This window comes from Nocardia brasiliensis, from assembly GCF_042691675.1.
GTDB lineage: Bacteria > Actinomycetota > Actinomycetes > Mycobacteriales > Mycobacteriaceae > Nocardia > Nocardia brasiliensis_D.
Map to the genome: position 1 here is coordinate 700,679 of NZ_CP170507.1, position 14,296 is coordinate 714,974.

At 67.5% G+C, this 14,296-nt stretch carries 14 protein-coding genes; 10 read left to right on the forward strand and 4 right to left on the reverse strand.

Features of this window, described 5'->3' with window-relative positions; genetic code table 11:
- Positions 1–37: 37 nt before the first annotated feature.
- From zapE to ACFK0J_RS03615, 6 genes are all read left to right on the forward strand, one after another.
- A complete protein-coding gene (zapE, locus tag ACFK0J_RS03590; protein ID WP_378736529.1) occupies positions 38–1,036 on the forward strand; it encodes a cell division protein ZapE in 999 nt (332 codons plus the stop codon).
- Positions 1,037–1,184: 148 nt separating this feature from the next.
- Positions 1,185–2,129, forward strand: a complete 945-nt coding sequence (locus ACFK0J_RS03595; RefSeq protein ID WP_378736531.1) for a DUF4129 domain-containing protein — start codon at positions 1,185–1,187, stop codon at positions 2,127–2,129.
- On the forward strand, positions 2,126–2,623 hold the full coding sequence (locus ACFK0J_RS03600) for a hypothetical protein (protein ID WP_378736533.1): 498 nt from the start codon (positions 2,126–2,128) through the stop codon (positions 2,621–2,623). The genes ACFK0J_RS03595 and ACFK0J_RS03600 overlap by 4 nt, the downstream gene beginning before the upstream one ends.
- A gap of 29 nt (positions 2,624–2,652) precedes the next feature.
- Entirely contained in the window at positions 2,653–3,615 is a 963-nt protein-coding gene (locus tag ACFK0J_RS03605; protein WP_378736535.1) for an AAA family ATPase, read from the forward strand.
- A gap of 76 nt (positions 3,616–3,691) precedes the next feature.
- Positions 3,692–4,966, forward strand: a complete 1,275-nt coding sequence (locus ACFK0J_RS03610; protein WP_378736537.1) for a DUF58 domain-containing protein — start codon at positions 3,692–3,694, stop codon at positions 4,964–4,966.
- Positions 4,963–5,415, forward strand: coding sequence for a hypothetical protein (locus ACFK0J_RS03615; protein WP_378736539.1), 453 nt, complete (start codon positions 4,963–4,965; stop codon positions 5,413–5,415). The genes ACFK0J_RS03610 and ACFK0J_RS03615 overlap by 4 nt, the downstream gene beginning before the upstream one ends.
- A gap of 44 nt (positions 5,416–5,459) precedes the next feature.
- Here the strand turns inward: ACFK0J_RS03615 and ACFK0J_RS03620 are convergent, their stop codons facing one another.
- Both ACFK0J_RS03620 and kstD read right to left on the reverse strand, forming a co-directional pair.
- Complete coding sequence (locus tag ACFK0J_RS03620) at positions 5,460–6,320, reverse strand: MaoC/PaaZ C-terminal domain-containing protein (protein ID WP_378736541.1); 861 nt, start codon at positions 6,318–6,320, stop codon at positions 5,460–5,462.
- 8 nt (positions 6,321–6,328) lie between these two features.
- The gene (kstD, locus tag ACFK0J_RS03625) at positions 6,329–8,035 is read right to left on the reverse strand and encodes a 3-oxosteroid 1-dehydrogenase (protein ID WP_378736543.1); all 1,707 of its coding nucleotides are present in this window, start codon (positions 8,033–8,035) and stop codon (positions 6,329–6,331) included.
- Between the two features lie 113 nt (positions 8,036–8,148).
- On the opposite strand from kstD, the gene ACFK0J_RS03630 reads away from it, so the two are divergent.
- Genes ACFK0J_RS03630 through dmpG form a run of 4 tightly spaced genes read left to right on the forward strand, consistent with a single transcriptional unit; the run spans position 8,149 to position 12,533 of the window.
- Positions 8,149–9,774 carry an FAD-binding protein gene (locus ACFK0J_RS03630; RefSeq protein ID WP_378736545.1) on the forward strand — a complete coding sequence of 542 codons (1,626 nt, stop codon included), beginning with the start codon at positions 8,149–8,151 and terminating at the stop codon, positions 9,772–9,774.
- Between the two features lies 1 nt (position 9,775).
- Positions 9,776–10,561: a 2-keto-4-pentenoate hydratase gene (locus ACFK0J_RS03635; protein WP_378736547.1), complete on the forward strand. Its 786-nt coding sequence runs from the start codon at positions 9,776–9,778 to the stop codon at positions 10,559–10,561.
- Positions 10,562–10,571: 10 nt separating this feature from the next.
- The gene (locus tag ACFK0J_RS03640) at positions 10,572–11,483 is read left to right on the forward strand and encodes an acetaldehyde dehydrogenase (acetylating) (RefSeq protein WP_378736549.1); all 912 of its coding nucleotides are present in this window, start codon (positions 10,572–10,574) and stop codon (positions 11,481–11,483) included.
- 12 nt (positions 11,484–11,495) lie between these two features.
- Positions 11,496–12,533, forward strand: coding sequence for a 4-hydroxy-2-oxovalerate aldolase (gene dmpG / locus ACFK0J_RS03645; protein WP_378736551.1), 1,038 nt, complete (start codon positions 11,496–11,498; stop codon positions 12,531–12,533).
- Between the two features lie 58 nt (positions 12,534–12,591).
- Here the strand turns inward: dmpG and ACFK0J_RS03650 are convergent, their stop codons facing one another.
- A complete protein-coding gene (locus ACFK0J_RS03650; protein WP_378736553.1) occupies positions 12,592–13,911 on the reverse strand; it encodes an NAD(P)/FAD-dependent oxidoreductase in 1,320 nt (439 codons plus the stop codon).
- Positions 13,912–14,022: 111 nt separating this feature from the next.
- Positions 14,023–14,292 (reverse strand): hypothetical protein, encoded by a 270-nt coding sequence (locus ACFK0J_RS03655; RefSeq protein WP_378736555.1) that lies wholly within the window; start codon positions 14,290–14,292, stop codon positions 14,023–14,025.
- Between the last annotated feature and the right edge of the window lie 4 nt (positions 14,293–14,296).

A 14,296-nucleotide genomic window follows, 5' to 3' on the forward strand; every position in this document is an offset into this window, starting at 1 on the left:
CGGGGCCTCTACAAACGTGGGGGACGAGGAGGTTGCGATGGAGACCGGCGAGGTCCTGATGGACGCGGATCAGGTGCGGGCTGCGGAGCGGTTGCGGGGGTTGCTGGATCGGCGGGGTAGGCCGATCGGGCGACACCGGGGGATTTATCTGCACGGCAGGCCGGGGCGGGGCAAGACCATGGTGATGGATCGGTTCTTTGCCGGAGTCGCGTCGGATAGTAAGCGCCGCTTTCACTTTCATCAGTTCTTTGTCCGGCTGCACGCGGCTGCCCATGCGTCCGGTTCTATCGATACGGCCGTCGCCACTCTGCTCGGCGATGCTCGCCTGGTCTGCTTCGACGAATTCCACGTGCACGACATCGGCGACGCGATGCTCATCGCTCGAATGCTCGACGTTTTGTTCGCTCGGCGCAGCACGCTGGTGGTGACGTCGAATTACCCGCCCGAGGAACTGCTGCCGAACCCGCTGTTTCACGACCGGTTCTTGCCGACGATCGCCCGCATCGGCGCGAATCTGGATGTGGTCCCGTTGAACGGGCCGCTCGACTACCGCACCCGGGCAGACCATCGAACACGCACCCGCCGAACAGGTTTCGCTGCCGGGAGCTACCGCATCGAACCCGCTGACGAGTGCCTGTCGAAGAACATGGGCAGCCGCGCCAACGGAACTGCGGTGCCGGTCCGGATCGGTGCCCGCCAACTGCGTGCCCGGTCCATCGAGGGCGACGCGTTCGCCATCGAATTCGCCGCCCTGTGCGGCGCTCCCACCTCGGCCGCCGACTATGTCGAACTGGCCCAACGCTTTCCGCGCTGGACCATCGCCGACGTACCTCCCCTGAGCGAGGTTCCGGCCGACTGGGCGATGCGGTTCGTCAACCTGGTCGATGTGCTGTACGACGCGGATCGTGAACTCACCGTGCTGGCTCGAGTTCCGTTGACGGACTTGGTCGACGGCGTCCACGGCGTGCCCGATATTTCGCGACTCGCCAGTCGCCTTTGTGAACTTTCCCAATTCGTGCCTACCCGCGTCGGTTAGTTGGGCAACATGGGAACGACCGGTTCGAGGTGGCACCGTACTCGGATAAAGAGGATGAATTCCGAAGTATTCGATTCCATCCCGAGCGGACCGCTCGGCATGTAACTATGTGGCTGTTTTGTGCAGTACTCAGATTTGGTGGTAATACGTGGCCGGGGCGCGAGCGCCGATATTGCGCGTGATCGTGCTGATCACGCTGCTGGCGTTTGCCGCGATCGCGCTGCACGGATACATCCCAGGAGTGACCGAATCCCGCGATAACCGTTCGGCGCCTTCGGCCTTGTCGGTGGCGCTGATGCCGGTGCTGCTCACCGTGTCCATGGTGATCCTGCTGGCAGGCGTGATCGCCAGCCAGCACCGGCTGCCGCTGGCCATGCCGGAACCGGACCGCGACAGCGACCGTCAGCAGTCGCGCCTCGGCCGGATCGGCCTGCTGGTGCTGGCCGGACTCGCGGCGCTCGCCCTGGTTCTCGCCGCCGTCTCCGCGGTGTTCTTCGTCGGGATCGGCCGCGAATCCGCGCCACCTCCAGCAGTACCCGCGCAAACGACCGGCCAGCCGCCGGACGAGTTCGCCACCGGCACGCCCGACCCCGGCGCCACCCCCGCCGAGCTGACCGGCACCGCGTTCCTGCTGACCGTCATCGCCGCGATCGCACTGGTCGCCGTCGCCATGATCGGACTGATCGTGGTCACCCTCGCGTCCCGCCGCAAGCCCGCGCCGCCGCCGTTGCCACCGGTCGCGGTGCCGCCCACCGCGGTGGACTCGCTGGCCCGAGCGGCCGAAATGGGCTTGGCCGCGATGAATGTGCCCGGTCAAGATCCACGCACCGCGATCATCGCCTGCTACGTCGCGATGGAGCGCGGCCTCGCCTTCGATCGTGCTGCCGCACCGCTGGTTTCGGACACCCCGATGGAGGTGCTCGCCCGCGCCTTCGAGCGCGGCGCGTTACACGACGCTTCCGCGCGCGAGTTGGTCGCGCTGTTCGAGGAGGCTCGGTTCAGCCCGCACGCGATGCTCGAGTGGCAGCGGATGCGCGCCGAGCAGCTGTTGCGCATTGTTCTCGCGGACCTGCAGGGAGAGGCGGCAGCTTGAACCGAACGGCCATCGTCATCAGTGCCGCGATCGTCATCGCGGTGATCGAGCTGATCACCTTCGACCAGGCGCGCGGGGTGATGTCGGCGGTCACCGCGGTCCCGGTGGCGCTGGCGGTGGCCTGGCTGGTCTGGTCGCTGCTGGAACGCTCGGAAGCCCGCGGCTACGACGAGATCGATGAGATCGAGAACGGTCCCGCCGAGATGCTGCGCCGCTGGCACGCCAGGGCGCAGATGCTCGCCGACCGTGCCGACGGCACCCGCGCCGACTGGGACCGGCACCTACGTCCGCTGCTGGCCAAGGAGTTCGAGTTGTCCAGCGGGCAGCGGGTCGCGAAGAACCGCAGGGCCACCGAGGCCGCCGGTATTCATCTGTTCGGACCGGAACTGTGGCGCTGGGTGGACCCGGCCAACTCGGCATTGCGTGATCAGACCACTAGGGCACCGGGACGGGCGGCGCTGGACGAGATCCTGAGCCGCCTGCAAAGAATGTGAAATGGGTTGAGGCAAGTGCGGGTACACACATGACGATGCCGATGGACGCCACCGTCCAACGCAGTGACGCCGTGCTCCGGGAGCTGTCCCGGGTCGTGGTCGGCAAGCAGGAAGAAATGCGGTTGATCATGGTCGCGGTGCTGGCCGGTGGTCACGTGCTGATCGAAGACCTACCGGGTCTCGGGAAGACGCTGATCGCCAGGTCGTTCGCCGCCGCCCTCGGCCTGCAGTTCACCCGCGTGCAGTTCACCCCCGACCTGCTACCCGCCGATCTGCTCGGGTCGACCATCTACGACATGTCCTCCGGCCGCTTCACCTTTCGCCGTGGGCCGGTGTTCACCAATGTGCTGCTCGCGGACGAGATCAACCGCACTCCGCCGAAGACGCAGGCCGCGCTGCTGGAGTCGATGGCCGAGGGGCAGGTCAGCATCGACGGCGAAACTTTCCCGCTACCACAGCCTTTCATCGTGCTGGCGACCGATAACCCGATCGAGTACGAGGGCACCTATCCGCTGCCGGAAGCCCAGCTGGACCGGTTCGCGATCCAGCTCCGGCTCGGCTACCTGTCCGAACACGATGAGACGCAGATGATTCGGCGCAGGCTGGAGCGCGGTTCCACGACACCGCAGGTGGGCCAGGTCGTCGATGCCAAAGGCCTGTTGGAGATGCGCCAATCGGTCGAGTACGTCACGGTGCATCCGGATGTGGTGAGCTACGTGGTCGCGCTCGCCGCGGCCACCCGGGCGCACCCGCAGGTGGAGGTCGGTGCCAGCCCGCGCGCGGAGCTGGACCTGGTGCAGATGTCGCGGGCGCGGGCGCTGCTGCTCGGCCGGGACTACGTCGTTCCGGAAGACGTTAAAGCGCTGGCGATTCCGGCCATGGCGCATCGGATCACTTTGCGGCCGGAGATGTGGGTGCGCCGGATCCGCGGCGAGGACGTGATCACCGAGCTGCTGCGCCGTCTCCCGGTCCCACGCGCCACCGTGACATGAGCGAGCGTAGCGAGCGAACAATGAGCACAGCCGAGCTTTCGCTCGTTCCGGCGCCGAGCGCCAGCGAGGATCCGTCATGAGGCATCGCGACGCGAGCACCGCGGTCGAGGCCGAATTGCGGTGGCGCCCGGCACCATTGGTCTTCATGCTAGCGATCTGTGCCGGGGTGGCTCTGGTGCTCGCGGTCGTACTCGGCCGGTGGCAGCTGGTGGTCTTCGCCGCGCCGCTGTTGGGGGTGCTGGCCACCGCGCCGTGGCAGCAGTCCTCGACCAAGATCCAGGTCGACGGCGGCGGCACGCTGCGGTGCTTCGAATCCGAAGAGGTGGTGCTGACCGTCGCCGCCTTCGTCGAGCGCGGGCACGCGTTGCTGCGACTGAAGCCGGAAGCGGTTGCGGCACTGGGTATCGAAGTCGAGGAGTCCAGCGATTCCGGCGCCGCACCGGCCGGGCTGCGGCTGGCGCTCACCGCGGATCGGTGGGGTCGCTATCCGGTGTCGGTGCGGGTCTCCGCGCTCAGTCCGGCGGGCCTCGCCGTCGCCACCGCGGTACTGCCCGCGGGGCAACTGTTCGTCTACCCGATCACCGACCCGCAGCGCATGCGGTTGCCGCGCACCGAACTTCCCGAGCGTCTCGGCACCCACCTCACCCGCAGGCACGGGCCCGGCGTCGAGTACGCCGACATCCGCGCGTACGCGCCGGGCGACCAGCTGCGCATCGTGAACTGGCCGGTGAGCGCGCGGCGCGGCAGGTTGTACGTCACCGAGCGGCTGACCAACCGGTCCGCGGATGTCGTTGTGCTGGTGGACACCTCACAGCAGGCGCCGGGCCCCGCCACCGATTCCCTCGAACTGTCCGTGCGCGGCGCGGCGCAGGTGGTGCAGTCGACCCTGCAAGCCGGTGACCGCACCGCCGTCGTCTGCCTCGGCGAGGGACCGCGCTGGCTGCGACCAGATATCGGCCGCCGCCAGTTCTACCGGATCGTCGATACCGTGCTGGACGTCGGCGACGAGTACATACCCACCACCGGCACCCTGGCACCGCACTCGGCCGTGCCGCTCGGTGCCATCGTCGTCGCCTTCTCCACGCTGCTGGACACTCAGTTCGCGCTCGCGCTGATCGATCTGCGCAAGCGCGGACACGTTGTCGTGGTGGTGGATGTCTTGCGCGGCACACCGTTTCGCGAACATCTCGATCCGACCCTGGCCAAGATGTGGCAGTTGGAGCGGGCCTCGATGTATCGCGACATGGGCACCGTCGGCGTCGACATCGTGGCCTGGCCCGAGGCGACCCGGCTCGATCAGATCATGCGCGTGCTGCCGGAACACCGCAGGACCGTGCGGGTGCGCCGATGACCCGATTCCTCGCTGTCCTGTCGGGCGTGCTGCTGGTGACCTCGGTAGCGCTGCTGGAACCATGGGCCGCCATCCCGGCGCTCGCCCTGGTCGCCCTCGGCTGGTGGTTCCGGCCGCTGGCGGTCGCCGCGGTGCTGTTGGCGGTGGGCGTGCTCGCCGTCGCGAACTCCGGCGTACTCGCCTCCGCCGCAATGGGGCTGGTCGCCACCACCTATCTGCTGAACGCGGCCACCGTCACCGCACCGCGTGGGGTGGTGCCGACCACGGTGCCCTCGGTCGCGGGCGCGGTCGGCTTCGCCGCCGTGGCGGTCGGCGCCGCGCTGCTCCCGCTGCGGTTGGCCTGGGCCCCGCTCGCCGCCCCGATTCTGGTGATCGTGCTGTACGCGTTGATCGTCCAGGGCGTAGCCGTCCGCCGCACCCGCGTCGATACGGCACCGCACGCCCCCTGAACCCGCCCGAGTGCGGCGGGCAAGGGGTGTGCAGCAGCTTCGGCTCAGGCGAAGCGCAAGGTCACGTCGCCGAGGACGGGTGCGTCCTCGCGGTCGACCACCGTTGCCGCGATGGTCAATTCGTTGCCCTGCTGCCAGATGCGGGTACGGATTGTCTCGCCCGGGTAGAGCACTCCGGCGAAGCGGGCGCGGAATCCGGTGATCCGTTCGGCCGCCGAGCCGAGCACGGTGTCGGTGGCCGTCTTGCAGACGATTCCGTAGGTGCACAGTCCGTGCAGGATCGGCGCGGGAAACCCGGCGGCGCGGGCGAATTCGGGATCCGAGTGCAGCGGGTTGCGATCGCCGCACAGGCGATACAGCAGTGCCTGCTGCGGCAGCGTCGGTGTGGTCACGTCGAAATCCGGTGCCCGGTCCGGCAGTTCGGACTTGGTGCTGGGCCCGCGCTCGCCGCCGAAGCCGCCTTCGCCGCGCGCGAAGATCGAGGAGCGCGCGGTCCACAGCGGCCGACCGTCCGAACCGGTGACGGTCTGCTCCTGCACTACCACCGCCGCGGACCCCTTGTCCCACAGTTCGGTGATTCGACCGGTGCTGGTCGCTTTACCGGTGGGCGGGATCGGGCGATGCACCTCCACCTCCTGGTGGCCGTGCACCACCTTCGCCAGATCTATGTCGATACCGGGGAAGCTGACGCGCGGCGGCTCGGTCTCGTGCAGCGTCGGCGCGACGGTCGCGAAGGTCGGCAGCACCTGGGGCACGCGGTCGTCGAGGTACCGCAGTTCGGCCGGATCGGTCCACCGCGTCCCCGCGCCTAGCCCCAGTTGATACAGCTGCACGTCGGATGGCGTCCACGCGAACTCCCGACTCGGAAGTTCGGCCCCGAGCGCGACTTTCGGATCGATGGGCATCAATACTCCTAGTTGGTCGGCGGCTGGACGGCCTGAACAGGCTGCGCGGCCTTCTTCGCGACGATGTCGAGCACGGCCAGGTAGCCGAAGGTCAGTGCGGGACCGATGGTCGCGCCGGGGCCCGCGTAGGTGTGGCCCATTACCGGAGTCGAGCAGTTACCCGAGGCGTACAGGCCCTCGATCGGGGTGCCGTCCTCGCGCAGCACCCGGCCCGCGGTATCGGCGACCAGACCGCCCTTGGTGCCCAGATCGCCGGGCACGATTTTGGCGGCGTAGAACGGGCCCTGCACCAGCGCGGCAAGGCACGGATTCGGCTTGACCGTCGGATCGCCGTAGTACCGGTCGTAGTGGCTGTCGCCGCGGCCGAAGTCCTCGTCCTTGCCGGTTTCGGCGAAGCTGTTGAAACGGGTCACCGTGGCGGTGAGATTTGCCGGGGGAACGCCGATCTTCGCGGCCAGCTCGTCGAGGGTGTCCGCCTTGACGATGTTGTCGTTCTCCATCCATCGCGTCGGAAAGCGCTGGCCGGGCTGCAATCCGGCGTAAATGTAGCGGTTGCGGTAGCGCTGATCGAAGACCAGCCAGGCCGGGATGTTCGCACCCGGGCCCTCGCCCTGCCCGTACTTGCCGCCGTACATGGTGTGCACGGCCTCGACGTAAGGCGCGGACTCGTTGCCGAAGCGCTTGCCCTCGGCGTTGACCATGATGGTGCCCGGCAGATTGCGCTCGGCCAGCGCGAACCACGGCCGCCCGCCCTTGAAGACGGTCGGACCCCACCAGGCGTCCTCCATGAACCCGACGTCGCCGCCTGCCGCCATGCCCGCGATGATGCCGTCGCCGGTATTGGCGGCCGCACCGGTCGTCCACTCGGTGGTGATGGGCTGACGCTGGTACTTGGTGCGCAGCTCGGCATTGCGCTCGAAACCGCCGCTGCCGAGTACCACGCCGTAGCGCGCGGTGAAGGTGACCGGCTCGCCCTCGTGCTCGGCCTCGACCCCGGTGACCACGCCGTTCTCCACCACCAGCCCGGTCAGCGGGGTATTCAGCAGGACCGGCACATTCGCGTCCAGCAGTCCCTTGCGCATCGCGGCGATGATGGCCTGGCCCATGCCGAGGATGTGTTTGCCGGTGAACTTGGCCCAGTAGGTGCGCGCGCCGACCCGGATGGCGCGCATCATGCCCTTCGGGTGCCTGCGAATCAGGTTGAGCCGGACGAAATCGGCCTGCATGACGACGACGTTCAGCGGCGCCTTGGCGTAGGGCGGCTCCAGCTTGGCCAGCTCCGCGCCGAGCACCTTGGCGTTGAACGGAGCGGGCTCGCACGAGCGACCCTCGCCGAGGCCACCGGGCGCCTCGGGGTAGTAGTCGGAGTAGCCGGGCACCCACTTCATCTTCAGCGGGGTGTGGTCGAGCACGAAGTCGAAGGCCTCCGCGCCCCGGTCGATGTAGGTATCGATCCGGTCCTTGGGCACCACGTCCCCGATGATGCTGTGCAGATAGGTGCGGGCCGCCTCGCGGTCGTCGGGTCGCCCGGACGCGCGCAGCGCCTTGTTGCCGGGGATCCAGACGCCACCGCCGGAGCGGGCGGTCGACCCGCCATAGTGCGCGGCCTTCTCGATGAGCACCACGCTGAGCCCGTGGTGGGCGGCGGTGAGGGCGGCGGTCATGCCCGCGGCGCCGCTGCCGACCACCACCACGTCGTATTCCCGATCAATCATGTAGAACACGTTATAGAATGATCCCGCCATTGGTCTATGTTGTGTGGCAGAAGACTTACTCGGCTTTCCATCCACCGAGAAACTCGTTTCAGTTTCAGACCGGAGTGAAGTACATGGGGTTCGATTGGGACCTGGTCACCGACGTGGTCGTCGTCGGATTCGGCGCGGCGGGCGCCGCCGCGGCACTGGAGGCGGCGGCCGACGGCGCGCAGGTGCTGGCACTGGACCGGTTCGCCGGTGGCGGGGCCTCGGCGTTGTCCGGCGGCATCATCTACGCGGGCGGCGGGACATCGGTGCAGCAGGAGGCCGGTGTCGTCGATACGCCGGAGGCGATGCTCGCCTATCTCGCGCGTGAGGTCGGTGACGCGGTGTCGCCGGAGACGTTGCGCCGTTTCGTGGCCGAGAGCCCGGCGATGATCGAATGGCTGAAGGGGCACGGCGTGCCGTTCGAGGCGTCGCTGTGCCCGTACAAGACGTCGTACCCGAACGACAGCTACTACCTGTACTACTCGGGCAGTGAGATCTCGGGTGCGTTCCGCGACATTCCGGCGGCGCAGCGCGGGCATCGGGTCAAAGGCCGTGGCACCTCCGGCAAGCAGCTGACCGCGCCGCTCGCCGCCGCCGCGTCCCGGCTGGGCGTACGGCTCGAAACCCTCACCCAGGCGACGCAACTGATCACCGACGATGCGGGCACGGTGCTCGGTGTCGAATGCCGCACGTTGCGCGACGCTCCGGGTCGGATCCGTGATCGCTACACCCGCTTGGCGAAAGTCGCCGCCAAGCCGGGGATCTACTATCCGCCGCTGCGTGCCGCGTTGGAGAAGCGGTTGACCCGGCTGGATCGTCAGTACGGCCGGACAATTCGGGTGCTGGCCCGGCGCGGCGTGGTGCTCAGCGCGGGTGGTTTCATCGCCAATCGCGCGATGCTGCGCGAATATGCCCCGGCCTATCGCGGCGGCCTCGCCCTCGGCACCACCGGCGACGACGGCAGCGGCATCCTCCTCGCGCAACAGGTCGGCGCGGCCACCGACCGGATGGGCAATGTCTCGGCCTGGCGGTTCCTCTTGCCGCCCAGCGCTTTTACCGGCGCGATACTGGTCGACGCGGGGGGCCGCCGGGTCATCGACGAAACCCGGTACGGTGCGGCGGTCGGTCACGCGCTCATCACCGAACACGACGGCAAGGGCTGGCTGCTCGCCGACGACGAGCTGATGCGCACCGCCATCGCCCAGATCGGTAAGCAGGGCGCCTGGTTCCAGCGCGGTCAGTTCGAGGCCATGCGGCGCACCGCGATTCGCGGCATCACACTGGAAGCCGTTGCCGCGAAGGCGCGCATCGATATCGCTGGGCTGCGGGCGACGGTGGACGCGCACAACGCCGCGATCGCGAACGGTACGCCGGATCCGGTCGGCAAGCCGGCCGAGTTCACCAAACCGCTGCGCACCGGGCCCTTCTGGTTGCTGGATGTGGGCATCAAACCGAGCTTGAGCAATCCGTGTCCGATGCTCACTCTCGGCGGTGTCGTCGTGGACGAGCGCACCGGCGCGGTGAAATCCACTGCCGGAACGGATATTCCGGGTCTCTACGCGGCCGGGCGGACGGCGGTCGGCATCTGCTCGGAGTCCTATGTCAGCGGGCTTTCGCTGTCCGACTGCATCTTCTCCGGCCGCCGGGCCGGTCGGTCCGCGGCGGGCGAACAGGTTCCCGCACTCGATCAAGCAACTGTGGAAGGAAACTAGCGTGCTGTCCGATGCGGTACGAACCGAACTGGCCGACGAACTCGAGCGCGCCGAGCGCGACCGAGTGCCGATCGATCCGCTGGTCAGCCGGTACCCGGATATCGATGTGGTCGATGCCTACGAGATCCAGCTGATCAATATCCGGCGCCGGCTCGACACCGGCGCCAGGGTGGTGGGGCACAAGGTCGGGCTCTCGTCCAAGGCCATGCAGCAGATGATGGGTGTGGATGAACCCGACTACGGTCATCTGCTCGCGGAAATGGAAGTCTACGAAGACGTCCCGGTCGAGGCCGGTCGCTACCTGTTTCCGCGCGTCGAGGTCGAGGTCGGGTTCGTGCTCGGCGCCGACCTGCCCGGCGCGGACTGCACCGAGGCCGACGTGCTCGCCGCGACGGTGGCTTTCGCGCCCGCCATCGAGCTGATCGATTCGCGGATCAAGGACTGGAACATCGGGCTGATGGACACCATCTCCGACAACGCGTCCTCCGCGGGATACGTGCTCGGCCCGCAGCGGGTGGCGCCCGAGGATATCGATATCAAGGCGATCGACGCGGTGCTCACCCGCAACGGTGAGGTGGTGGCCGAGGGCCGCAGCGACGCGGTGCTCGGTGACCCGGTGATCGCGGTCGCCTGGCTCGCCCGCAAGGTCGCGAGCTTCGGGGTCCGGCTGAAGGCGGGCGACATCGTGCTGCCCGGCTCGTGCACCCGCGCCATCGACGCCAGGCCGGGCGATGGGTTTCATGCCGAGTTCGCTGGGCTCGGCTCTGTCCGTTTGCAATTCATTTAGGAGGCTTGTGGTGTCCGAGAACGGGACCGTCACCGCCGCGATCGTCGGGTCCGGCAATATCAGTACCGATCTGCTCTACAAACTGTTGCGTTCTACGGCCATCGAGCCGCGGTGGATGATCGGGATCGATCCGGACAGTGAGGGTTTGAAGCGGGCCCGCGGGCTGGGGTTGGAAACCTCTGCCGAAGGAGTGGACTGGCTGTTGGGCCGAACCGAGCTGCCCGAGCTGATTTTCGAGGCCACCTCGGCGTATGTGCATCGTGCCGCCGCCCCGAAGTATGCCGAGGCGGGTATCCGCGCGGTGGATCTCACGCCCGCCGCCGTGGGGCCCGCGGTGGTGCCGCCGGTGAATCTCGGTGCGAATCTGGACGCGCCGAACGTCAACATGATCACCTGTGGTGGTCAGGCCACCATTCCGATCGTCGCGGCCGTATCTCGCGTAGTGCCAGTTGTTTACGCGGAAATCGTGGCCTCTGTCTCGTCGGTGTCCGCGGGTCCCGGGACGCGCGCCAATATCGATGAGTTCACCAAGACCACCAGTCGTGGGGTGGAAACCATCGGTGGCGCGCAGCGCGGGAAGGCGATCATCATTCTGAACCCCGCCGAACCGCCGATGATCATGCGCGACACCATCTTCTGCGCCATCCCCGAGGACGCGGACACCGACGCCATCACCGACTCCATTCATCGCATGGTGGCCGATATCCAGCAGTATGTGCCCGGCTATCGGCTGCTCAACGACCCGCAGTTCGACCCGCCGTCGGTGGTCTCCGGCGGGATGGCGAAGGTATCGGTGTTCGTCGAGGTGGAAGGCGCGGGTGATTTCCTGCCGCCGTATGCGGGCAACCTCGACATCATGACCGCCGCCGCCACCCGAGTCGGCGAAGTCATTGCGGGACAGATCGTCTCGGCACGGGTGTAAGGGAGCGAAAACATGACGTACTCAGCAGAACTCGACATCCGCGTCACCGATACGTCGCTGCGCGACGGATCGCACCACAAGCGCCACCAGTTCACCGCCACCGAGGTCCGGGACATCGTCGCCGCCCTCGACGGCGCGGGGGTGCCGGTCATCGAGGTCACCCACGGCGACGGCCTCGGCGGCTCGTCGTTCAACTACGGCTTCTCCAAAACCCCTGAGCAGGAACTGGTCAAGATCGCGGCGGAGACCGCGAAGCGGGCCGAGATCGCGGTCCTGATGCTGCCGGGTGTCGGTGTCAAGGAAGACATCAAGATCTCCCAGGACAACGGCGCGTCCATCTGCCGCATCGCCACCCACTGCACCGAAGCCGACGTTTCCACCCAGCACTTCGGCCTGGCCCGCGAACTCGGCCTGGAAACCGTCGGCTTCCTGATGATGTCGCACAGCCAGCCGCCAGAGGTGCTGGCCAAACAAGCCCGCATCATGGCGGACGCGGGCTGCCAGTGCGTCTATGTCGTCGACTCCGCGGGAGCGCTGGTGCTCGAGCAGGTCACTGATCGCGTCGCCGCCCTGGTCGCCGAACTCGGCAACGATGCCCAGGTCGGATTCCACGGTCACGAGAACCTCGACCTGGCGGTGGCGAATTCCATCTACGCCATTCGCGCGGGCGCCACCCAGATCGACGGTAGTGCCCGGCGTTTCGGCGCGGGCGCGGGCAATACGCCGGTCGAAGCGCTGGTCGGCGTGTGCGACAAGCTCGAGATCACGACGGGTATCGACTTCTTCGCGATCGCCGACGCCGCCGAAGATGTCGTTCGTCCGGCCATGCCGCAGGAATGCCTGCTGGACCGCTCGTCCCTGATGATGGGTTACGCGGGCGTCTACTCCAGTTTCCTCAAGCACGCCGAGCGGCAGGCCGAACGCTACGGCGTTTCCGCCGCCGAAATGCTGGTCCGCGCGGGTAAGCGCAAGCTTGTCGGCGGCCAGGAAGACCAACTCATCGACATTGCCCTTGAGCTTCAGCGGGAGAAGTTGACAGTATCCGCCTGATTACCGAAAAGCCCGGGCCGCGAACGGAGTACCGTTCGCGGCCCGTTCTCGTGTGTACTCACCGATGGCTCGGGATGCCTTCGCTGCTGCCGAAGCTCGCCTCTTCCGGACTGACGAGTCCAAGCAGGGACAGTGGGCGTGGGGTGACCGAGTTGGTCAGATAGCCCAGCGAGATCGCCCAGCGGTTGACCGGCCTGGGCACGGCGACGGTGTGGTACGCACGCGTCACCGCCTTGGCGGGGAAGCCGGACAGGTTGACGCCCAACGGATTCGCCACTGCGAAGTGCGGTCCCAGATCGACGACCAGACCCATATCGCGGTGTTTGTACGGTGCGGCCACGCCGATGCCGAGGCTGGCGGCGACATTCCTGGCGAGCGCCTTGCCCTGCCGGGACGCGTGCTGCGCCGTCGGCGGGGTGATCTTGCCGGGTTTGGTGAGGTCGGGCACCGCCGCCGCATCACCGCCCGCGAAGACGTCCGGGTGACCGGGTACGCCGAGCTTCGCGTCGACCACCAAGCGTCCCCGTTCCATCGGCAGGCCGAGCGTTTCGAGCAGTGGTGCGCCGGTAACCCCCGTCACCCAGGCGCAGGTGTAGGTGGGGACGACCGTTCCGTCGGTCAGCACCGCTCGGCTGTCCGTCAGTTCCTTCAGCGAGGTTTTCAGCCGGATGTCGATGTCGCGTTCGCGTAGCACGTTCAGGACCTTGTCGCTCAGCCGATCACCCACCTCCGGCATCACCCGCTCGGCCATGTCGAGCAGCACGAAGCGGACCTCCGCCGGGTCGAAGCCGCGCCGGTCGGCGTAGGTGTCGGCCAGCGCCCGCAATTGCGCGATGAGCTCGGTCCCCGCGTAGGACGCGCCGACCACGACGACGGTCCGCCGGGCGCGGCGCACCTCCGGGTCGTCCTCGAAGTCCGCCAGCTCCAGCTGCCGCAGCAGCTGCTCGCGCAGGTACAGCGCTTCCGCCACCGTCTTCAGACCATGGGCGTGCTCGGCCACACCGGGCACGTCGAACAGCCGCGTCACCGACCCGGGCGTCAGAACCAGCCGATCCCAAGACAATTCCCGCTCCGGCTGATGCTCACTACTCACCGTGATCGTCTTCTTCGCCAGATCGACCGCTTCCGCCTTACCGATCACCAGCCGAACCCGCGGCAGCGCATCGGCCAGCGAAATCGCCACAAACCGCGGATCGATCAACCCACCGGCCACATCCGGCAACAACGGCGTATACAACATGTAGTCATTGGGCGTAACCAGCAAGACCTCGGCTTCCCGCCCCGCCCGCCCCAAAATCCGGCACAACCTCTTGGCACAAGCGAACCCGGCAAACCCGCTACCAACAATCACCACCCGCTCTGCACCCGTGCTGTCCACGGCCACCTCCTCCGAATCGGCTCACCGACGCGGTTCCCGGCCTGCCGCATTCGAAACAGCGTGACTTGCCCACCAGGTCGAGCGGGCGGCAGGCCGGCTGAGGTCGATCGATCACACCGCGACGATCTCGACCATGCTCTCTAGTCCGCGGAAGTCCGCACTGTTGCGCGTGTAGAGCGCCAGACCACGTGAGGATGCGATGGCTGCGATGAGCAGGTCCATCCGGCGCGGACGGGGGTCGCGTTTCGCGGCAAGGGTGAGTGCGACCAGTGTTCCGTACCGAGTCGCAGCGTCCTCATCGAACGGAAGCGGGTCGAATTCGACGATGGCTATGCCCAGCTGCTCGGATCGTGCCGCACGGGTGACGGGGTCCTTGGCCATAGCG

Excerpts from the sequence above, each read along its gene's own strand:
- ACFK0J_RS03655 (WP_378736555.1), bottom strand. The coding sequence starts at position 14,292 with ATGGCCAAGGACCCCGTCACCCGTGCGGCACGATCCGAGCAGCTGGGC.
- ACFK0J_RS03620 (WP_378736541.1), bottom strand. The coding sequence starts at position 6,320 with ATGCCCATCGATCCGAAAGTCGCGCTCGGGGCCGAACTTCCGAGTCGG.
- ACFK0J_RS03615 (WP_378736539.1), top strand. The coding sequence starts at position 4,963 with ATGACCCGATTCCTCGCTGTCCTGTCGGGCGTGCTGCTGGTGACCTCG.
- ACFK0J_RS03610 (WP_378736537.1), top strand. The coding sequence starts at position 3,692 with ATGAGGCATCGCGACGCGAGCACCGCGGTCGAGGCCGAATTGCGGTGG.
- kstD (WP_378736543.1), bottom strand. The coding sequence starts at position 8,035 with ATGATTGATCGGGAATACGACGTGGTGGTGGTCGGCAGCGGCGCCGCG.
- dmpG (WP_378736551.1), top strand. The coding sequence starts at position 11,496 with ATGACGTACTCAGCAGAACTCGACATCCGCGTCACCGATACGTCGCTG.
- ACFK0J_RS03630 (WP_378736545.1), top strand. The coding sequence starts at position 8,149 with ATGGGGTTCGATTGGGACCTGGTCACCGACGTGGTCGTCGTCGGATTC.
- zapE (WP_378736529.1), top strand. The coding sequence starts at position 38 with ATGGAGACCGGCGAGGTCCTGATGGACGCGGATCAGGTGCGGGCTGCG.
- ACFK0J_RS03605 (WP_378736535.1), top strand. The coding sequence starts at position 2,653 with ATGACGATGCCGATGGACGCCACCGTCCAACGCAGTGACGCCGTGCTC.